The following is an 18925-nucleotide window of genomic DNA, read 5'->3' on the forward strand; positions in this document are numbered from 1 at the left end:
CGCCGCCGCTCGCGCCGTGCGGGCCGAAACCTGCCCGCGACGATGCCCGTGCGGGAGTGGCGATTCCGGTATCGGCGCCGCCGTGCGCCGTCACAGCGTGAACGTCAGGCGCTGGGGCCGGATGTAGTCGGCGGGGTCGTGTAATGCGCGCAGTTCCGGTCGTCGTGCCGCGGAGAGCTTGTCCAGCTCCGCGCGCAGCGGCGCGTCGTAGGTCGACGCGCTCGCGGTGAGTCCGGGCAGCCAGTTGTCGTGATGGGACGGCACGAAAAGTCCCGGCGACAGTGCCTCGAGGTAGGTGCGGGGATCGCGCAGGCCGTTGCTGATCTGGTTGTAGCCCTGCACGGCGCCGATCTGCACATCGGTGGCCGGTAGCGCGGCCAGGACGTCGAACACGTGCGGTGCGCGTTCGGTGAGCGGCCCGGTCGAGTCGTGCCACACCAGGCACAGACCCGGGACCCGGAACTGGTACAGCAGTACCCCGCCCTCGGCGTCACGCAACCGCGGCACTGTTTGCAGCAGGCCTTCGAGCGTCGGCGGGTGTGTGCGCACGATTCCCGGTTCGGGGCGGGGGAACAACCGTGGTGAGCCGCCGACGGGATCGGGTGGGGTGCGTGCGGAGTGCAGATGCCGCACGACGGTGACCTCGACCGCGCCGACGGTGCAGTCCTGCCGGGTACCGATCGGGGTGTGCGCGTCACCGTGTGCGACGGTGGGGAACGCCGGGTCGCCGACCTGCGCGGCGATAGCCGCGCAGTGCTCGGCGGTGCCGTGCACGGTGGCGCCGGTGGCCTGCGCGATGCGGCCCGCGTCGCCCGCGTGGTCGAAGTGCCCGTGACCGATGAAGATCGCCGCGGGCGACAGGTCCGCCAACTGCTGCGGGGTGGCCGGGACGTATCCGGTGCTGGTCAGCCGCGGCACCCAGGCATCGAGCAGGAAAACCGAACCGCCGATGGCCAGGGCGTAGGTGGTGCAGCCGACCCACGACAGCACGACCCGGTCGCCGCGCGGTGCGCCGGTGACGGGGTCGACGGTGTCGGCGCCGAAGAACCGGGTACGCGCCGCGATCGTGCGTGGATCGGCGGGGTCGGCCGCGGGCCGTAGTCGTCCGGCCGCCAGGGTCGCCCATTTGCCGCCGGGACCGAACAGACCCGCACCGGGAAGCTTGCACACGCGGCTACCCCATCACGGGCGAGGGGATGCGGGCAAGAGCAGCGGTTCTACAGGCGGATACCGAGTAGCGCGTCGACGGCGGTGGCGATCAGCGCCGGGGCGTCGGTGTCCTGGCCGCCGTAGTCGAGAGTTCGGCGGGCCCAGCTGTCGAGCGCGTCGAGCGCCTTGGGGGTATCCAGGTCGTCGGCCAGGTGCCGGCGCACGCGGGCGACGGTGTCGGCGGCCGAGGGGCCCGCCGGGCGGGCGGCGGCGTCGCGCCACAGATCCAGCCGTCGCCGCGCCTGCTCGAGCAGGGCGTCGGTCCACATCCGGTCCTGGCGGTAGTGCCCGGCCAGCAGGCCAAGGCGGATGGCCGCCGGGTCGACGCCGTCGCGGCGCAGCGCCGAGACCAGGACGAGGTTGCCGCGCGACTTCGACATCTTCTCCCCGTCCAGCCCGATCAGGCCGGCGTGCACGTAATGGCGGGCGAAGCGGCGCCCGGCGATGAGCGACTCGGCGTGCGCGGCGGAATATTCGTGGTGGGGGTAGATCAGGTCGCTGCCGCCGCCCTGGATGTCGAATTCCGGGCCGATGCGGTTCAAGGCGATCGCCGAACACTCGATGTGCCAGCCGGGGCGTCCCGGGCCGAACGGGGCGGGCCAGGAGGGCTCCCCCGGACGCGCCGCGCGCCACAGCAGTGCGTCGATGGGGTCGCGTTTGCCGGGGCGGGCGGGGTCGCCGCCGCGTTCGGCGAACAGCCGCTCCATGGTGGGGCGGTCGTAGCCGGATTCGTAGCCGAACTGCTCGGTGGCGTCGGCGCGGAAGTAGACGTCGGGGAACTCGGCGTCGTCGACGACGTAGGCCGCGCCCGAGGCCAGCAGTTTCTGTACGAATTCCACGACCTCGTCGACGGATTCGATGGCGCCGATGTAGTCGCGCGGCGGCACGATCCGCAGCGCGGCCATGTCCTCGCGGAACAGCTCGGTTTCCGCGGCGCCCAGCTCGCGCCAGTCCACGCCGTCGCGGGCGGCGCGTTCGAACAGCGGGTCGTCGACGTCGGTGACGTTCTGCACGTAGTGCACGTCGTGGCCGGCGTCGCGCCACAGGCGGTTGACCAGATCGAAGGTCAGGTAGGTCGCGGCGTGGCCGAGGTGGGTGGCGTCGTAGGGGGTGATACCGCAGACGTACATCGTCGCGGTGGAGCCGGGGGTGACCGGGCGTACCTCACGGTCGGCGGTGTCGTACAACCGCAACGGCGGTCCTGCTCCGGGGACGGTGGGGAGGGCGGTATCGGACCAGGACTGCATGCTTACGAGGGTAAAGGTGTGGTGGGGGTCATCGGTCCCCGGCCCGGTGCCCGCGCCCATCGGGCGGGTGCGCTCCCCCGTCGCGACCTGCGTCTTCCAGCAAATCGTGGGATGTCAATGATTTCGGTTTCGCTGAATCAGCTACCTGCGCGGCGGGTGGGATCGGCGATCGTGTTGGGTGTGATCGCGAACGTGCCGTCCAGCTCGGGGATGTCGGGATCGGTGTCGGCGAGGGCGAGCTGGGTGAATTCGCCGCGGGCGACGTCGAACTCGAGTTCGTGATAAGCGACCGTATCGCCCCAGTCCGCGGAAGGCAAAGAGATGAACCGCATGGTGAACCGTCCGGAGTCCACCGAGCCTTCGGTGAGGACGTAGACGCCGAAGTGGTTCTCCCCCGCCGAGCTCAGCCAGTAGACGCCGTTGTCGTAGAGGTGCAGGGCGGTGTCGGGATAGGGCTTCTTGTCGTAGAGGTGCACGTAGTGCAGCGCGATGCGGTAGGTCGGTGCGCCGATGACGATCCGCACCGCCGGTGCCGCCCGGTCCGGAGTGGAGTGGGGCATCGCGTCCTCCTCGTCGTGGCGCCGAGCGTTCGAAGCTTCAACTGTGCCAGGAATCCGGCGTGCGCGGCGCCGGGTTCAGAAGGCGGGCCACGGGATGGGGCGGGAGGTGCGCGGCACCGGCATCACCGGTTCGTCGAGCAGTTGCTGGGTGCGCTCGATCAACGCGTCGATCTCGGTGTCGGTGATGTGCTCGGCGAGGGTGTCGGCGAACGCGCCGGGCAGTTGCTTGGCGAACGCGGTGATGTCCGCGATCAGGCCGTCGCCGAGGGGTTGCCCGGCCCAGCCCCACAGCACGGTGCGCAGTTTGTACTCGGCGTGCAGGCAGATGCCGTGGTCGACGCCGTAGACCTGCCCGTCGAGCCCTTCCAGCGCGTGCCCGCCCTTGCGGTCGGCGTTGTTGAGCAGCACATCGAGTACCGCCACGCGCTGCAGTCGCGGGTCGTCGGCGTGGATGAGTGACACTTCGTTGCCCATGTCGTCCACCGCGCGCAGCACCTCGCGGAATCCGTCGGGCACCGCGCCCGCGGGGCACAGGTCGATCAGGTCCAGGCGGTCGCCGCGGTCGGTGTGGTTGTCCACGCCGACGACCCAGCGTTGCACCATGCCGATCCCGAAAGGGCCTTCGCGCAGAATGGTTTCGGGGATCACGCCCCAGCCGACGGCCTCGGAGATCAGGTAGGAGGCCACCTCACGCCCGGCCAGGGTGCCGTCGGGGAAGTCCCACAGTGGCCGTTCGCCGCGGATCGGTTTGTAGACCACCCGCAGCGGCGCGTCGTCGGTGGCGGTGTCGTTCACGTCGCAGACCAGGGTCACGTTGCTGGCGGTGCTGATCCGCCCGATCACCGTCAGTTCGCCGCTGTGGAATCCGTCCCCGGTCTCGGCCACCGAATCACTCCTCTAGTTCGGCCGCGCCGAAGATGTCGCCGCGCTTGTAGCCGTTGGTGCGCACGCACATGTGCCCGCGTGCCGACAGCGGCTCCCCGCACAGCGGGCACGGCGGGCGGCCCGCCGCGATCACCCGGGTGGAGCGCAGCGCGAATTCGCGGGCCTGGATCGGGGTGAGGAACACCCGCACCGCGTCGGGGCCCTCTTCGGTGTCGTCGAGCACCACCGACTCGTCGACCTCGGTCTCGGTGATCGCCAGCAGTTCCACCACCACCGCCCCGGCGTCGGCGTCCCAGCCCAGGCCCATGGTGCCGACGCGGAACTCGGCGTCGATCGGGGTGAGCAGGGGCGCGTTGTCGCTGACGTCCTCGGCCTGCGGGGGCACTTCCGCGCCGAAGCGGCGCGCGACCTCGTCCAGCAGCAGACCCATCCGGTCGGCGAGGACCTTGACCTGCTGCTTTTCCAGCAGCACGCTGACCACGCGCGGCTCCTGCACCGCCTGCAGATAGAACGCGCGATCGCCCGGCTCACCGACGGTCCCGGCGACGAAACGATCGGGGGTGCGGAATACATGGATTGCGCGTGACACATGCACCTCCTGATACGTGACCCTGATCGACTACCCGCGGTGCGGGGATTCCATACAACGACCGCTCGGTTGTTTACAAGGAATCTCGACGCTCCGCATTCCCATTATCCGCACTGCCGGTATTGCCGAGCTCGCCACCGGGGACTGGCCCGGAGGTCTCCGGTCCGGGCGCTGCCGAGGCCGCTGCCGGGCGTTGCGCGCCGGCCGCGGCGAGGGCGGACAGGTCGGCGCCGGTGTCGTTGAGCCGCCATACGTAGGGCGCGGTCGGGGTGTAGCGCACGACGCTGATCGAAGCGGGCTCCACGACGATGCGCTGGAAGCCGTCGAGGTGAATGCCCAGCGCGTCGGCGAGGACCGACTTGATCACGTCCCCGTGCGTGCACGCCACCCACAGCGCGTCGCGGCCGTGCTGCTCGGCCAAGGCGCGGTCGTGGTCACGGATCGCGGCGACCGCGCGCGCCTGCACCTGCGCCAGACCCTCCCCGCCGGGGAACACCGCGCCGGAGGCGTGGCGCTGCACGACTTTCCACAGCGGTTCTTCCAGCAGTTCGGCGATGGGGCGGCCGGTCCACTCGCCGTAGTCCACCTCGAGCAGCCGGTCGTCGAATACCGGTTCCAGCCCGAACTTTTCCGCCAGCGGTGCGATCGTGCGCTGACAGCGCAGCAGCGGGGAGTGCACGATGCGTTCGATCGGCAGCCCGGCCAGGCGTTCGGCCACGGCCCTCGCCTGCTCCTCGCCGCGCTCGGTGAGCTCGACGCCGGTGCTGCGACCGGCCAGGGTGCGGGCGCTGTTGGAGGTCGACACACCGTGGCGCAACAGGATCACCGTCATGCGGCCAGCCTAGCGATCATGTCGCCGAGACCACCCCGCCCGCCAGCAGGCCCATGATGATCGCGCCCAGCACGACGCGGTAGCCGACGAACCAGTACAGCGAATGCCGTGCCACGAAACGCAACAGCCACGCCACCGACGCGTAGCCGACCGCGAACGCCAGCACGGTGGCCACCAGCAGTTGCGGCCCACTGGCGTTGAGGCCCTCGCCAGCGGGTTCGAACGCGTCCGGCAGGCTGAACAGGCCCGAGGCGGTGACGGCGGGGATGGCGAGCAGGAACGAAAAGCGCACGGCCGCTTCGCGCTCCAAGCCCAGGAACAGGCCCGCGGTCGAGGTCGCTCCCGAGCGCGAGACACCGGGGATCAACGCAAGGCATTGCGCGAAACCCATGGCCAGGCCGTCGCGGGTGGTCAGTTGCTCGATGGAGCGTTCCTTGCGGCCGAAGTGCTCACCGGCGGCGATGACCAGGGCGAAGAAGATCAGCATGAACGACACCAGCCACAGATTGCGGGCGCCGGTGCGGATCTCGTCTTTGAACAAGAACCCCAGCACCCCGATGGGAATGGTGGCGATGATCACATACCAGCCGATTCGATAGTCGAGTTCGCGCTGGGCCTGCTCGTCGAGAACGCGCCGGTGGTCGGCGGTGAGGACGGGAAGTTTCGTGGTGGGCTGATCGTGCAGCGGCAGTTCCCGGCGATCGCGCGCGCCCGCCCGCTCGCGCAGTCCGGCGAACCAGGCCAACACGATCCGCCAGATGTCCTTGGCGAAGAACACCAGCACCGCGGCCTCGGTGCCGAGCTGGGTGACCGCGGTGAACGAGGCGCCCGCGTCGTCGCCGAAGAAGACTGTCGACACGATGCGCAGGTGCGCCGAGGAGGAGACCGGCAGGAACTCCGTCAGTCCCTGCACCAGACCCAGCACCAAGGCCTGCACCCAGGTCATCGACTCGCCAACCACGAACCATCCTCCAGTTCCGCCCGAAATACGCGTTCCTACCTGGGCATTGGTGCAGCGGTCGGTCGCTTCTCGGTGACTGCCGCCCCAATCTCGCAGCGACAGTACAGTGTCGAGGCGGCGTCGGCGTGCCCGGCTGTGGGGCTGCCGCCACCGGGACGGTGGCGGTCGGCGCGCGCACCGAAGCGCGACCCACTGTGCTGGTGGACGCCCTGTCGCGTATCCACACTCTAGGCTTGGCGCCGTGACGAATGCGCGGACACGGTGATGGAACAGCGGACGGTGGGCCGTAGCGGCCTGCGGGTGTCGCGGATGGGCCTGGCGACCCATACCTGGGGTTCGCACACCGACGCCGAGGACGCCGCGGGGCAGTTGGTGGCGTTCGTGGAGGCGGGCGGCACGCTGGTGGACACCTCCCCCGCCTATGCGGGCGGGGCCGCGCAGCGCATCCTGGCCGAACTGTTGGGGGATCTGGTCTCACGCGACGAGCTGGTGCTCAGCGGGTGCGCGGGGACCGCGCCGTGGGGGTTTCCCCCGGCGGGGGTGCCGGTGCCCGCGCAGGTCACGGTGGATACCTCGCGGCGGGCGTTGCTGCGTCAACTGGATCGCACGCTGTTGGAGTTGGGCACCGATCACCTCGACATCTGGAATGTGGCGGTGTGGGATCCGCGCACGCCGCTCGAGGAGGTGGCCTCGACGCTGGAGCAGGCGGTGCGCTCGGGCCGGGTGCGGTATGCGGGGGTGCGCGGGTTCGGGGCCTGGCAGCTGGCCAGCTTGGCCGCGGTGGCGCCGGTGACCGCGGCGCAGACGCCGTATTCGCTGCTGGCGCGGGGTGCCGAAGCCGATGTGGTGCCGGCGGCGCGGTTCCACGGGGTCGGGGTGATCGCCTCGGCGCCGTTGGCGGGCGGCATCTTGACCGGCAAGTATCGCGACGGTGTTCCCGCCGATTCCCGGGGCGCCGATGAGGCGACCGCGGCGGAGATCCGCAGTGGTCTCGACGAGCGCGCCACCCGGGTGGTGGATGCGCTGGTGACCGCCGCGGACGGGCTGGGTACCTCGCCGCTGGCGGTGGCGCTGGCCTGGATCCGGGACCGGCCCGGCATCGCGAGCATGATCGTCGGCGCCCGCGATATCGGGCAGCTCACCGGCGTGCTGGCCGCCGAGACCCTGGAGCTGCCGCGGGCGATCGCCGCGGCCCTCGACGACGTGAGTGCGCGCGCCGCGGATTAGCCTTGCCTGCATGAGCACTGCAGCGACCGGGGGTGGGCGTGGGAACCGAGTCCGAACCGGGTGGTGGCGTGGGCTCGCGGCCCTGTTCGCGGCGAGCCTGCTGGCCGGGTCGGTCGCGTGTGCCACGGACGCCGGTTCCTCGCACGGCGGGCACGGGCCGACGACGGCGACGTTGAGCGATCTGGATCCGGTGCCGATCGGGCCGGAGCCCACGCCCGTGCTGCCGGTGACCGTGCGGTCGTTCGACGGCGCCGAGGTAACCGTCGCCGATGCCTCCCGCATCATCGCCGTGGACCGTTACGGTACCCTCGCCCAGATCGTGTACGCGCTGGGGTTGGGGCCCAAGCTGGTGGGGCGCAGCACGTCGGCGGCGTTTCCGGCGGTGCGCGAGGTGCCGAACGTGGCCGGGGGCAACGGGTCGCTGAACGTGGAGTCGGTGCTGGCGATGCGGCCGTCGGTGTTCTTGACCGACACCACCAGCGCCGCGCCCGCGGTGCGTGAGCAGTTGCGCGCGGCCGGTGTCACGGTGGTGTATTTCGACCCGGAGCGCACCATGGACGGGGTGGGGCCGCAGATCGAGGCGGTCGCGGCCGCGTTGGGTGTGCCGGAGCGGGGGCAGGCGCTGGCGCGGCGCACCCGCGACGAGATCGCCGCCGCCAGTGCCGCGGTGCCCGCGCGGGATCCCCGGTTGACCATCGCGTTCCTGTATCTGCGGTCGAGCGCGATCACGATGCTCGCCGGTCCGGGATCGGGTGCGGATGCGTTGATCGCGGCGCTGGGTGCGCGGGACGCGGGCGCGGTCGCCGGGGTGAGCGAGCCGTTCACCGCGATCACCAGCGAGGCGATGATCGGTGCGGCGCCGGATGTGCTGCTGGTGATGTCGGACGGGTTGAAGTCCGTCGGTGGGGTGGAGGGATTGCAGAAGGTGCCCGGTATCGCGCAGACCCCGGCCGGACGCGACCGGCGTGTGGTGGACATGTCCGATGCGGTGCTGTTGAGTTTCGGCCCCAACACCGGCCGGGTGATCGCGGCGCTGAGCGCGGCGGTGTACGGCACCGGGCACGCATGAGTGTTTCGCAGACCGACGCGGCGCGGCCGTCGGTGCCGAAGTCGCGGAGCCGTTCGCGGGTGGTGCTGGTGTTCGCGGTCGCGGTGGCCGGGTTGGTGGCGTTGGCGTTGGCGTCGGCGGCGATCGGGCAGGTGCCGACGACGCCCGTCGAGGTGGCGGGCAGTGTGCTGCACCGGATCGGGTGGGACATCGGGCCGATGCCCGCCCATCCCTCGGGTGAGGTGACGCTGTGGCAGGTGCGGTTCCCGCGGGTGGTGCTGGCGATGCTGGTCGGGGCGGCGCTGGCGACAGCGGGTGCGTTGTTGCAGGGTGTGTTCGCCAACCCTTTGGCCGAGCCGGGGGTGATCGGGGTGTCGGCGGGGGCGGCGGTCGGGGCGGGCACGGTCATCGTGGTGGGCGGGGCGTTCGTGGCGGCCTGGTCGGTGGCGGTGGCGGCGTTCGTCGCGGGGCTGGCGACCACGTCGCTGGTGTATCTGCTGGCGCGCTCGGGTGGGCGCACCGAGGTCGTGACGCTGGTGCTCACCGGTGTGGCGATCAACGCGTTCGCGGGCGGGTTGATCGCGCTGCTGCTGTTCGTGGCCTCCCCCGCGGCCCGCGATCAGATCGTGTTCTGGCAGTTGGGTTCGCTGAACGGGGCCACGTGGGAGTCGGTGGGTGTGGTGGCGCCGTTGACCGGGGTCGGTGTCGCCGCCGCGGTGCTGTTGGCGCCGCGGCTGGATCTGCTGGCGCTCGGTGAATCGGCGGCTCGTCACCTGGGTGTCGACGTGGAGCGTCTGCGGCGCAATGTGATCGTGGTGGTGGCGGTGCTGGCCACCGCCGGGGTCGCGTTCACCGGCATCATCCTGTTCGTCGGGTTGATCGTGCCGCACCTGGTGCGGATGCTGGTCGGGCCCGCCCACCGGGTGCTGATCCCCCTGAGCGCCGTCGTCGGCGCGGTGGTGCTGCTGGCCGCCGACGTCACCGCCCGCTCCCTGGTCGACAACGCCGACCTGCCCTTGGGCATGCTCACCTCCCTGATCGGCGGTCCCGTCTTCTTCTGGCTGCTGCGCCGCACCCGAGCCCGCTCCGGAGGCTGGGCATGATCGCCCCTCTCACGGGTGTGGCACGTGGCTGCGGTGAACGCCGGGAGGCTTTCTCGATGGTGTGCCGTTGGTGGCCGGGAGGTGTGGGGTGAGTGTGTTGCGGACGGTGCACGAGTTGCCGGGGTGGCCGCGCAAGGGGGAGGCGACGGTGCGCGCGGCAGGGGTGAGCGTGGACCGGCGCAGCGGTGGGCAGGCGCGGCGGGTGCTCGACGGCGTCGACTTCGAAGCGGTCGCGGGGCAGGTCGTGGCGCTGGTGGGGCCCAATGGCGCGGGGAAGTCGACATTGCTGGCGGCGCTGGCGGGCGAATTGACGCCCAGCGCGGGATCGGTGGAACTCGACGGGCGGCCGTTGGCGCACTGGACGACCTTGGACATGGCCCGGCGGCGGGCGGTGTTGCCGCAGACCCACACCGTCGGTTTCCCCTTCACCGCGCACGAGGTGGTGGCGATGGGCCGCGCGCCGTGGGTCCGCACCCAGCGTCGCGAACTCGACGAGGAACACATCGCGGCCGCGATGGCCGCCACCGACGTCGAACACCTCGCCACCCGCGCTTTCCCCACCCTGTCCGGCGGTGAACGCGCCCGGGTCGCGTTGGCCCGCGTGCTGGCGCAGGACACCGCCACCCTGCTTTTGGACGAGCCGACCGCCGCTCTGGACCTCGGCCATCAGGAGGCCGTGCTGCGTTTGGCCGCCGCCCGCGCCGCCGACGGCGCGGCGGTGGTCGTCGTCCTGCACGACCTGGGTATCGCGGCCGCCTACGCCGATCGGGTCGCGGTGCTGGACGCCGGTCGCATCGCTGCGGACGGACCGCCGCGGGTGGTGCTCACCACCGAACTGCTCACGCGCGTCTACCAGCATCCGGTGGAAGTTCTCGATCACCCCGTGACGGGGGCGCAACTGGTGCTTCCCGTTCGCCGCTGACCCGCGCAGATCGGCCGGCCGGCGCGGCCGGTGGTCGTCGCTGCGCACGCGGCGGCGTGGCGGGCGCCGGATGGTCGGTGCTCGGATCGAGTCGCATGGCCGGTAACCATGTCGGCCGAGCTGCTCATTCGGCGTCCGGCTGTGCGCGCCGAACACTGCGGCAGACCACTTTTCACAACACGCGGTTGTGGCTCGCCGCCGGTCGGTTGTTTGATTCCGGCTTCTCGGCCTTGCTTTGATCACTGCTGTCAACAGCGAGTTCTGGAGTGGAAGGTAGGCGATTCGGTGGCAGGACGATCGCTGGGTCGGCAGTTCGGATGGTTGTGGGCGTCCTACGCGGTCAGCGCCTACGGCTCCGGGCTGGGGTTCGGCGCACTACCGCTGATCGCCGTGCTGGTGTTGCACGCCGGCCCGGCTCAGGTGTCCGCGCTGTCCGCGGTGGGGCCTGCGGTGGGTGCGCTGATCGCGCTGCCGCTCGGGCCGTGGGTGGAGTTTCGCCGCAAGCGACCGGTGATGATCACGATGGACCTGGCCCGGTTCGCGGCGATGATGTCGATCCCGGTCGCCTACGCCTTCGGCCGGATCGGTTTCGTCCAGTTGATGGTCGTCTCAGCCGTGGTCGCCGCGGCCAAGATCGCCTTCAATGCGGCCGGTGGCGCCTACCTCAAAGCCCTGGTCCGGCCGGAAGACCTGCTCGTGGCCAACGCGCGGTTCGAGTCGACGAACTGGAGTTCCATCGCCATCGGGCCACCGCTGGGCGGGGCGGCGATCGGCCTGTTCGGGCCGGTCACCACCGTGGTGGCCGACGCGCTCAGTTACCTGCTTTCCGCGCTGGGGATCACAGCGATTCGAGGCCGGGAACAACACTCGCGGCGAACCGGCAAGCGACAGCCCCGGGCGAGTGAGTTGCTCGACGGCTGGCGGCACCTGCTGGCTCATCCCGGCCTCCGGGCGCTCTACCTCAACCAGCTGCTCGTCAACGGACTGATCATGGCCACCGAGCCGTTGCTCGCGGTGCTGCTGCTGCGCCAGCTCGGATTCCCGCCCTGGCAGTACGGCCTCGCCTTCGCCGCCCCCTGCCTCGGCGGACTCATCGGCTCACGCCTCGCCGGTACTGTCGTGGCCCGCTACGGCCGCCACCGCATCCTGCGAGCAGTCGGCACACTGCGCGCGGTCTGGCTGATCGGCCTCGCCTTCGTCCAGCCCGGTGTCGCGGGCCTCGCGACAGTGATCGCTGTCGAACTCGCGATCATCATCAGCATGAGCCTGTACAACCCGGTACTGGCCACCTATCGACTCGAGCACACACCCGACGACCGCATCGCCCGCACCCTGTCGGCCTGGTCGATCGGCAGCAGCGCCGCCATCGCCATCCTCAGCGCGCTCGGCGGACTGCTCGCCGAGGCCACCAGCCCGCGCACGGCTGTCACGATCGCGGGACTGCTGATCCTCGCCAGCCCGCTGCTGCTACCGCGCCGCCAGGATGCCGCACCCGCAGCCGAGCTTGCGGTGACTACAACTCATGCTCGGCCACAAGCGGCTCACACCGAGCCGAATAGCGCAGCCCCCGATGCAGAAAGGCACCATTCATGACGGTCACCGCACTCGACCCCTCCAGCGCGCTGGTCCTCATCGACTTGCAGAACGCCATCATCAACGCTCCCACGGTCCCCCATACCGGCCCCGAGGTGGTGGCCCGGGCGGTCGCCTTGGCCCGCGCATTCCGTGAGCGCAGCGCCCCGGTCGTCCTGGTGCGGGTCACGGCCCGAGCGGACGGATCGGACGCCGCTCCCGGACGCAGCGAGATCCCCAGCCGGCCCGGTGCCGTGCCCGAGGACTGGGATGTCATCGTCGATGACCTCGCCGGCCACCCGGACGACATCACCGTCACCAAGCGCACCTGGGGTGCTTTCCACGGCACCGACCTCGACCTGCAGCTACGCCGCCGCGGCGTCACACAGATCGTGCTGGCCGGGCTCACCACCAGCATCGGCGTGGAGTCGACCGCGCGTGCCGCCTACGCACACGGCTACCACGTCACGCTCGCGACCGACGCCATGGCGGATCTGGATGTGCGGGCGCACCGCAACAGCATCGAACGGATCTTCCCGCTCCTCGGCGAGACCGGTCACACAAGCGAGATCATCGGAATGCTGGCCGAGGCCCTCGACTGACACCCGGGCGCCGGCGCGGTCGGCCGAACGGACCCACCACACGTCGCGGCGCCCGCGGATCGGCCTCGAGTGCCCGGAAGCGCGCGTGGCGGGCTCTGCGCCGCCGGCCGCCCAGCCGGACCGGCGTTATCGCCAGATGAGTTTGAGCACCGCGGGTGTCAGCAGCATGCGGATGACGGTGGCGTCCAGGATCAGCGCCGCGATCATGCCGTAGGCGATGTATTTCATCAGCACCAGGTCCGAGAACCCGAACGCGCCGGTGACCACGATGAGGATGGCGGCGGCGGAGGTGATCACGCCGCCGGTGTGGGCGATGCCGTAGCGGATGGCCTCAGGGGCGTCCGCGCCGCCGGTGCGTGCCTCCGACACCCGCGACAGCAGGAACACCTCGTAGTCGGTGGACAGCCCGAACACCACTGTCACGATCAGCGCCAGGACCGCGAACATCAACGGTCCGGGCGTGAAGTGGAAGATCCCCGCCCCGTGGCCCTCGACGAATACCCAGGTCAGCACACCGAGGGTGGACACGAGGCTGAGTGCGCTCATCGCCACCGCCTTCAGCGCGAGCACCAGCGAGCGGAACGCCGCGTACATCATCGCCAGCGCCGCGGAGACCAGCAGGGCCAGCAGCAGGGGCAGGCCGTCGAGCAGTCCGTTGATGCTGTCGCGTTCCAGTGCGGGCACACCGGCGACCATCACCGCCACCCCCGGTGGTTCGGGGATGGCGCGCAGCGCGGCGATCACGCGGTCGGCGTCGCGTTTGTCGGTCAGCCCGGCGGCCAGGACGTTGATGCCGTCGGTGGTGGGTGCGGCGGGCTCGAAGCGTCCGGTCAGGCCGGGGATCTGGTTGGCGCTGTAGCGGATGTCGCTCAGCTGTCGCGCGTCGGCGCCGACCACCACCAGTTTCAGCGGTTCGGTGCGGAAACTGGGAAACAGGACGTCGAAACGTTCCTGCGCGACCCGCGCCGAGTTGTCGTCGGCCAGATACCGTTCGCTGAGTCCGCCGAATTCGATGTGGCGCATCGGGATGCTCAGCGCCAGCAGGGTGAGCACGATCGGCACGGCCACCGCCAGGGGGCGGCGCATCGCCCACAGTGCCAGGCGGGAGAAGAATCCGGCGTCGATCTGCGCTTCGGTCTTGCTGCGGGAGAAGCGTTTCCAGCCCAGGAAGTCGATGCGGTGTCCGGCGATACTCAGCGCGGCGGGCAGCGCGGTCACCGACAGCAGTGCCGCGAGCAGGACCGAGCTGATGCCGCCCAGCGGCACCGAGCGCAGCACCCCGTTGGGGAAGATGAACAGCGCGCCGAGGCTGAGGGCGATGATCGCCGCCGAGAACAGCACGGTGCGTCCTGCGGTGGCGACGGTGCGGGCGGTGGCCTCTTCGACGGTGTGGCCCGCGGCGAGTTCCTCGCGGAAGCGGGTGACGGTGAACAGGCCGTAGTCGATCGCCAGGCCCAGGCTGACCAGGGTCAGCACGGCGCTGGCGAAGACGTTGACCTGGATGTGGTCGGTCAGCGCCCGCAGCCCGCCCTGGGTGCCCAGGATCGTCATGCCGCCGATGAGCACCGGCAGCAGTGCCCCGATCACGCCGCCGAACACGAAATACAGCAGGATCGCCACCAGCGGCAGGGCGATCATCTCCGCGCGCCTGATGTCGCGCTGCATTCCGGTGTTGATGCCTTCGACGATCGGCTGCAATCCCGCCAGCTGCACGGTCGTGCCGCCGGGGCCGCCGCCGGCGCGTCCGGCGCCGAGATGGTCCTTGATCGCCAGGTAGTTCTCGACGGTCGCGGTGCCCGAGCCGCGTAATCCGACGCTGGCGAAGGCGTGGGTGTGGGTGGCGTCGGTGGCCTGGGCGGAGAACGGGCTGTCCCAGTAGCTGTCGATCTTCTGGATGCGGTCGGGATAGGCGCCCAGCAGTCCGGCCAGCTGCGCGGTGACCGGTCCGCGCACCGCCGGGTCGTCGACGGTGGCGCCCTCGGGTGCGGTGTAGAGCAGGATCAGGTCGCTGTCGGTGTCGCGGCCGAAGGTGCGGTCGGCCAGTTCGGCCGCGGCCACCGATTCGCTGCTCTCGTCGAACCAGCCCTCCTGGGTCAGCCGCCCGGCCAGGTCACGGCCATACCAGCCGGAGACCAGGACGAACAGCGCGAAGAAGCCCAGGACGAGGAAGCGGTTGCGGTGGACGAACCGTCCCCACCGCAGTGATCCGGAACGGCGCATCGTGTGGCGGCCCGCTCAGCCGCAGGCCGGGGTGCGGTAGTCGGCCGAGCGCAGGATGCCGCACAGGTCGGTGCGGGAGATCTTCCACTTGCCGTCGACGAGCACGAAGTGCACGACGGTGGTGCGGACCGCGGCGCCGGTGCCGTCCTTGTCCAAGCGCATGGTGGCGGTCAGGGTGCCGTCGTGGTTGTCGAACACCGGGTCGGTCACGCCGTAGACGGCGCGCGGGTTGTCCTGCAGCGCCTTGTACATGTCGGGGATGGCTTGACGGAAGGATTCCCCGTCCTCGATGAGCGCGGTGCGTTCGCTGTCGGGTAGCGCCGGGTCCAGTGCCCGCTTGATCTGGGCGTCCAGGTCGGCGGCGGTGGGCAGCGGCGGGTGGGCGGCGCTGGAGGAGACGGCGATCGAGGACGACAGCGAGGCGTTGGCCGAGGAGCGGGCGGCGTCGACCGCGGCCTCATCGGCTCCGCTGTCGCACGCGGCGGCGGCCACCGCCGGCAGCAGGCCCGCGGCGGTGAGCGCGGCGCGGGCGAGTCGTGTGTGGGTCATCACTTCCTACATACCTTCGATGACGGAGCTGAGCCGTCCGAGTAGGGCACGCACGGTCGTGACGTCCCGTTCCGCGGCGGCGTCGACCGTCGCGGCGTCGGGGATCATATCCCGCACCAAGGCGGCGACACTGCGTTCGTCGTCGAGGTCGATGTCGGTGACCGTGGCTTCGGCGACCGCGAGCACGTCCTCCGGGCCGGGCACGGCGTCGCCGAGGTCGCGGCGGTAGACCTCCAGGGTCAAGGTGGCGCGGATGGTGCGGAACGCGAAGGGGTGGCCGTCGGCGGTGGTGCCGAAGCCGTGCGCGTACGCGCCGACGGTGAGGTCGTCGATGGCAAATCCCGACGAATGGTCGGCTTTCAACCCGGTTCTCCCTATATCGGACGGTGGGGTCTCCACCGTAACCCTGGTCACCGACATTCCGCTCGAGGCGAACCCGGTCGGTCGGCCGGTTGCGTCATCATGGTCAGATGGTGAGGTTGCGGAAGATTCGTCGGTAGAAGGAGTTCGGTGGATGCGCCCTCGCGCCTTGCTCGTCTCGGCATTCGCGGGTGCGGCGGTGCTGGTGCTGTCGGCCGGATGCTCCTCCGGCCCCGGCGGTCCCGACCTGCCGACCAGGCAGCCGGCCACCGCGGCGCCCGCGCCCGCGGTGACGACGCCGCCGCTCGGGCGGGTGCTGCCCGCCGGACCGGTCGCCGAGCTGGCCGCCGATTCCGCGAGCGGGTTGCTGGCGGGCCTGGACGGCGCCGCCATGACCGTCCTCGACCCGGCCGCCGCGCAGCCGGTGGTGCGCACGGTGACGTTGCCCGAGCGCGCGAGTGGTCTCACTCCGGGCAGGCCGGGTGAGATGCTGGCGGCCGCGCCGGGCCGGGTGCTGCGGGTGGATCTCGCGTCCGGGGTGATCGCCGAGGTGAGCGTCGACGGCGACGTCCGGTCGGTGCGCGCCCGGCCGGACGGCGGGTTGCTGGTCGGCACCGCCGACGGCCGCGTGCTGGAACTGGCGCCGGAGGGGAAGGTGGTCGGCACCGTGTCCGGGCTGGTCTCCGCCGACGAACTCGCCGAAGCCGACGGCAAGCTCACGGTGCTCGACCGGCATCAGAGCGCGATCTTCGAGTTCGACCCCGCCAAGCAGCGGCCCGGGCTGGCGCTGCGAGCCGGGGACGGAGCCACGCGGCTGATCGGCGACACGCGCGGCCGGTTCGTGGTCACCGACACCGCGGGCGGTGAACTGCTGGTCTACACCGCGGGACCACTCGTGTTGCGGCAGCGTTTCCCGGTAGGATCTTCGCCTTACGCACTTGCCTACGATCAACGGTCCGACACCGTGTGGGTGACGTGCACGCAGCGCAACGAGGTCGTCGGATTCGACCTCTCGACTGGTATACCGAAGGAAGTGGGCCGCTACGCCACCGTCCGGCAGCCGAACGCGGTGGCCGTCGAGCAACGCACCGGAGATCTGTTCGTGGGGTCCGCGACCGGCGACGGTCTGCAACGGATCGGTGCGGACGATCGGAAGAGAGGGCAGTGATGGCTCGGACACCACGCGCGGGCGATGATTCCGCGACATCTGCTGATCCGGAAGCGCACCGGGGGCGCGGGCGCGCGCTGCCCGCGGGCTGGGAAACCACCAGCGACGACTACGAGTACGTGCCGTTGCGGCTGCCGCCGGACGTCACGCGGGTGACCGCGTCCATGCGGCTGGCGATCCAGGCCGAATTCGGGGGCTGGGAACTCTCGCGGGTACGCGCCTACACCGACGGCAGCAGGCGGGTGCTGCTGCGGCGGCGAAAATCCGCCCTACTACCCCAGCCCGAACCCGGAATGTGAGCCGATGTACGCCCTGCTTCTGCGACTGATGTTCCTCCTCGCGCCGGAACGCATCCACCATCTCGCCTTCGCGGCCATGCGGTTGGCCGCCTCGGTCGCGCCGTTGCGCTGGGTGATGAGCAAGGTCCTCGTCACCCGCGATCCGATCCTGCGCGCCGAGGCATTCGGGGTCGAGTTCCCCGCGCCGCTGGGGCTGGCCGCCGGTTTCGACAAGAACGCCGACGGTGTCGATGCCTGGGCGCCGCTGGGGTTCGGTTTCGCCGAGATCGGGACCGTGACCGCGCAGGCGCAGCCGGGCAATCCCGCGCCGCGGTTGTTCCGGCTGCCCGCCGACCGCGCCCTGATCAACCGGATGGGATTCAACAACCACGGTGCGGCCGCGGCGGCCGAGCGACTGCGCGCACGCCGCGGCGGGGTGCCGATCGGGGCGAACATCGGCAAGACGAAGATCGTCGAACCGCAGGCCGCGGCCGAGGACTACGCCGTCAGCGCCGCGCTGCTGGGGCCGCTGGCCGATTTCGTCGTGGTCAACGTCAGCTCCCCCAATACGCCGGGCCTGCGTGATCTGCAGGCGGTCGAATCCCTGCGTCCGCTGCTGCGGGCGGTGCTCGACAGTGTGCGGGTGCCGGTGCTGGTGAAGATCGCGCCGGATCTGTCGGATGAGGACATCGACGCGGTCGCCGACCTGGCCGTCGAACTCGGGTTGGCGGGCATCGTGGCCACCAACACCACCATCCGCCGCGACGGTTTGCGCACCGACGCCGCCGCGGTGGCCGCCATGGGTGCCGGTGGCCTGTCCGGTCCGCCGGTCGCCGACCGTTCGCTCGAGGTGCTGCGGCGGCTGTACCGGCGGGTGGGTGACCGGCTGGTGCTGATCTCGGTCGGTGGCATCGAAACCGTCGACCAGGCGTGGGAGCGCATTCTGGCCGGGGCGACGCTGTTGCAGGGCTACACCGGGTTCATCTACGGCGGCCCGTTCTGGATGCGCGGGATCCATCGGGGCCTGGCGCAGCGGTTGCGCGCCGGCGGGTACGGCAGCATCGGCGAAGCCGTCGGCGCGGAGCACAAAGCGCACGCCTGACATCAGCGGGACTCAGCCGTGCACGAACGGTGGTTCGACAGTGCGGGTGCGTCCGCGCCGGGTGCTGCGCCCCGGCGGGGCCGGATCTCCCTTCGGTCCCAGTTCCCGGCCCAGGCGCGCCGCCATCGCCTTGGCGAGCAGGATCACCGCGTGGTCGCGCAGGATGCCCAGTTGGTCGGCATAGACCTCGACGCGGGCCTGGGTCATGCGGTCGTGCACGACGTGCGGGTCGCTGAGCAGTTCGTCCAGCGACATCCCGGCCAGTGCCTGCGCGCGGGTCAATCGCCGGTCCGGTAACCAGCTCAGCCGCCAGGAGTCGGTCGCGTCGGTGTCACGGTAGGCCGATTCCGGGGTTATGTCACTGGTCATCGTCCATTCGGTGGTGTGGATGGTCATCGCGGTCTCCGGTGCAACAGGTGGAGTGAGGCCGGCTCCAGGGGGCTGAGTTCGATGATCACGAATGCCTCTCGTCGTGCATCCGCTGGTGTGGC

At 70.7% G+C, this 18925-nt stretch carries 20 protein-coding genes; 9 read left to right on the forward strand and 11 right to left on the reverse strand.

The window, feature by feature from the left end:
• Nucleotides 1-90: 90 nt before the first annotated feature.
• The 7 genes from ACZ6DL_RS21085 to ACZ6DL_RS21115 form a co-directional block, all read right to left on the reverse strand.
• On the reverse strand, nt 91-1170 hold the full coding sequence (locus tag ACZ6DL_RS21085; protein ID WP_466053386.1) for an MBL fold metallo-hydrolase: 1080 nt from the start codon (nt 1168-1170) through the stop codon (nt 91-93).
• Between the two features lie 47 nt (nt 1171-1217).
• Complete coding sequence (gene mshC, locus ACZ6DL_RS21090; RefSeq protein WP_466053388.1) at nt 1218-2456, reverse strand: cysteine--1-D-myo-inosityl 2-amino-2-deoxy-alpha-D-glucopyranoside ligase; 1239 nt, start codon at nt 2454-2456, stop codon at nt 1218-1220.
• A 137-nt stretch (nt 2457-2593) separates the two neighbouring features.
• Nucleotides 2594-3016: a hypothetical protein gene (locus ACZ6DL_RS21095; protein ID WP_393236553.1), complete on the reverse strand. Its 423-nt coding sequence runs from the start codon at nt 3014-3016 to the stop codon at nt 2594-2596.
• A 75-nt stretch (nt 3017-3091) separates the two neighbouring features.
• Nucleotides 3092-3901, reverse strand: coding sequence for an SCO1664 family protein (locus ACZ6DL_RS21100; protein ID WP_466053390.1), 810 nt, complete (start codon nt 3899-3901; stop codon nt 3092-3094).
• Nucleotides 3902-3905: 4 nt separating this feature from the next.
• Nucleotides 3906-4490: a DUF3090 domain-containing protein gene (locus ACZ6DL_RS21105; protein ID WP_063020586.1), complete on the reverse strand. Its 585-nt coding sequence runs from the start codon at nt 4488-4490 to the stop codon at nt 3906-3908.
• A gap of 73 nt (nt 4491-4563) precedes the next feature.
• Entirely contained in the window at nt 4564-5322 is a 759-nt protein-coding gene (locus ACZ6DL_RS21110; RefSeq protein ID WP_466053392.1) for a histidine phosphatase family protein, read from the reverse strand.
• A gap of 16 nt (nt 5323-5338) precedes the next feature.
• The gene (locus ACZ6DL_RS21115) at nt 5339-6268 is read right to left on the reverse strand and encodes an undecaprenyl-diphosphate phosphatase (RefSeq protein WP_466053785.1); all 930 of its coding nucleotides are present in this window, start codon (nt 6266-6268) and stop codon (nt 5339-5341) included.
• Between the two features lie 279 nt (nt 6269-6547).
• On the opposite strand from ACZ6DL_RS21115, the gene ACZ6DL_RS21120 reads away from it, so the two are divergent.
• The 6 genes from ACZ6DL_RS21120 (at nt 6548) to ACZ6DL_RS21145 (ending at nt 12757) form a co-directional block, all read left to right on the forward strand.
• Nucleotides 6548-7510, forward strand: coding sequence for an aldo/keto reductase (locus ACZ6DL_RS21120; RefSeq protein ID WP_062970540.1), 963 nt, complete (start codon nt 6548-6550; stop codon nt 7508-7510).
• Between the two features lie 10 nt (nt 7511-7520).
• Nucleotides 7521-8579 carry a heme/hemin ABC transporter substrate-binding protein gene (locus ACZ6DL_RS21125; protein ID WP_466053394.1) on the forward strand — a complete coding sequence of 353 codons (1059 nt, stop codon included), beginning with the start codon at nt 7521-7523 and terminating at the stop codon, nt 8577-8579.
• Nucleotides 8576-9661 carry a FecCD family ABC transporter permease gene (locus ACZ6DL_RS21130; RefSeq protein WP_466053396.1) on the forward strand — a complete coding sequence of 362 codons (1086 nt, stop codon included), beginning with the start codon at nt 8576-8578 and terminating at the stop codon, nt 9659-9661. The genes ACZ6DL_RS21125 and ACZ6DL_RS21130 overlap by 4 nt, the downstream gene beginning before the upstream one ends.
• 88 nt (nt 9662-9749) lie before the next feature.
• Nucleotides 9750-10583, forward strand: coding sequence for a heme ABC transporter ATP-binding protein (locus ACZ6DL_RS21135; protein ID WP_466053398.1), 834 nt, complete (start codon nt 9750-9752; stop codon nt 10581-10583).
• Between the two features lie 285 nt (nt 10584-10868).
• On the forward strand, nt 10869-12176 hold the full coding sequence (locus ACZ6DL_RS21140) for an MFS transporter (protein ID WP_466053400.1): 1308 nt from the start codon (nt 10869-10871) through the stop codon (nt 12174-12176).
• Nucleotides 12173-12757, forward strand: a complete 585-nt coding sequence (locus ACZ6DL_RS21145) for an isochorismatase family protein (protein ID WP_466053402.1) — start codon at nt 12173-12175, stop codon at nt 12755-12757. Before ACZ6DL_RS21140 ends, ACZ6DL_RS21145 begins: the two co-directional genes overlap by 4 nt.
• A 126-nt stretch (nt 12758-12883) precedes the next feature.
• Here ACZ6DL_RS21145 and ACZ6DL_RS21150 read toward each other — a convergent pair whose 3' ends face one another.
• Genes ACZ6DL_RS21150 through ACZ6DL_RS21160 form a run of 3 tightly spaced genes read right to left on the reverse strand, consistent with a single transcriptional unit; the run spans nt 12884 to nt 15940 of the window.
• Nucleotides 12884-14977: an MMPL family transporter gene (locus tag ACZ6DL_RS21150; RefSeq protein ID WP_466053404.1), complete on the reverse strand. Its 2094-nt coding sequence runs from the start codon at nt 14975-14977 to the stop codon at nt 12884-12886.
• 15 nt (nt 14978-14992) lie between these two features.
• Nucleotides 14993-15526 (reverse strand): WKL family lipoprotein, encoded by a 534-nt coding sequence (locus ACZ6DL_RS21155; RefSeq protein WP_466053406.1) that lies wholly within the window; start codon nt 15524-15526, stop codon nt 14993-14995.
• 6 nt (nt 15527-15532) lie between these two features.
• The gene (locus ACZ6DL_RS21160; RefSeq protein WP_466053408.1) at nt 15533-15940 is read right to left on the reverse strand and encodes a hypothetical protein; all 408 of its coding nucleotides are present in this window, start codon (nt 15938-15940) and stop codon (nt 15533-15535) included.
• Between the two features lie 100 nt (nt 15941-16040).
• On the opposite strand from ACZ6DL_RS21160, the gene ACZ6DL_RS21165 reads away from it, so the two are divergent.
• The 3 genes from ACZ6DL_RS21165 to ACZ6DL_RS21175 are packed head-to-tail and all read left to right on the forward strand — an operon-like array spanning nt 16041 to nt 18434.
• Entirely contained in the window at nt 16041-17054 is a 1014-nt protein-coding gene (locus ACZ6DL_RS21165; RefSeq protein WP_466053410.1) for a YncE family protein, read from the forward strand.
• Entirely contained in the window at nt 17054-17353 is a 300-nt protein-coding gene (locus tag ACZ6DL_RS21170) for a DUF5703 family protein (protein WP_466053412.1), read from the forward strand. The genes ACZ6DL_RS21165 and ACZ6DL_RS21170 overlap by 1 nt, the downstream gene beginning before the upstream one ends.
• A gap of 4 nt (nt 17354-17357) precedes the next feature.
• On the forward strand, nt 17358-18434 hold the full coding sequence (locus tag ACZ6DL_RS21175; protein ID WP_466053414.1) for a quinone-dependent dihydroorotate dehydrogenase: 1077 nt from the start codon (nt 17358-17360) through the stop codon (nt 18432-18434).
• Nucleotides 18435-18446: 12 nt separating this feature from the next.
• On the opposite strand, the gene ACZ6DL_RS21180 is transcribed toward ACZ6DL_RS21175, so the two are convergent.
• Nucleotides 18447-18830, reverse strand: a complete 384-nt coding sequence (locus tag ACZ6DL_RS21180) for a hypothetical protein (protein ID WP_466053416.1) — start codon at nt 18828-18830, stop codon at nt 18447-18449.
• Nucleotides 18831-18925: the final 95 nt, after the last annotated feature.

This window comes from Nocardia sp. NPDC041819 (assembly GCF_055590505.1).

Bases quoted from the DNA above. Each gene is read 5' to 3' on its own strand.
- ACZ6DL_RS21150 (WP_466053404.1), bottom strand. From the start codon at position 14,977: ATGCGCCGTTCCGGATCACTGCGGTGGGGACGGTTCGTCCACCGCAAC.
- ACZ6DL_RS21170 (WP_466053412.1), top strand. From the start codon at position 17,054: ATGGCTCGGACACCACGCGCGGGCGATGATTCCGCGACATCTGCTGAT.
- ACZ6DL_RS21110 (WP_466053392.1), bottom strand. From the start codon at position 5,322: ATGACGGTGATCCTGTTGCGCCACGGTGTGTCGACCTCCAACAGCGCC.
- ACZ6DL_RS21180 (WP_466053416.1), bottom strand. From the start codon at position 18,830: ATGACCATCCACACCACCGAATGGACGATGACCAGTGACATAACCCCG.
- ACZ6DL_RS21115 (WP_466053785.1), bottom strand. From the start codon at position 6,268: ATGACCTGGGTGCAGGCCTTGGTGCTGGGTCTGGTGCAGGGACTGACG.
- ACZ6DL_RS21120 (WP_062970540.1), top strand. From the start codon at position 6,548: ATGGAACAGCGGACGGTGGGCCGTAGCGGCCTGCGGGTGTCGCGGATG.
- ACZ6DL_RS21145 (WP_466053402.1), top strand. From the start codon at position 12,173: ATGACGGTCACCGCACTCGACCCCTCCAGCGCGCTGGTCCTCATCGAC.
- mshC (WP_466053388.1), bottom strand. From the start codon at position 2,456: ATGCAGTCCTGGTCCGATACCGCCCTCCCCACCGTCCCCGGAGCAGGA.
- ACZ6DL_RS21095 (WP_393236553.1), bottom strand. From the start codon at position 3,016: ATGCCCCACTCCACTCCGGACCGGGCGGCACCGGCGGTGCGGATCGTC.
- ACZ6DL_RS21155 (WP_466053406.1), bottom strand. From the start codon at position 15,526: ATGACCCACACACGACTCGCCCGCGCCGCGCTCACCGCCGCGGGCCTG.
- ACZ6DL_RS21125 (WP_466053394.1), top strand. From the start codon at position 7,521: ATGAGCACTGCAGCGACCGGGGGTGGGCGTGGGAACCGAGTCCGAACC.
- ACZ6DL_RS21175 (WP_466053414.1), top strand. From the start codon at position 17,358: ATGTACGCCCTGCTTCTGCGACTGATGTTCCTCCTCGCGCCGGAACGC.
- ACZ6DL_RS21130 (WP_466053396.1), top strand. From the start codon at position 8,576: ATGAGTGTTTCGCAGACCGACGCGGCGCGGCCGTCGGTGCCGAAGTCG.
- ACZ6DL_RS21165 (WP_466053410.1), top strand. From the start codon at position 16,041: ATGCGCCCTCGCGCCTTGCTCGTCTCGGCATTCGCGGGTGCGGCGGTG.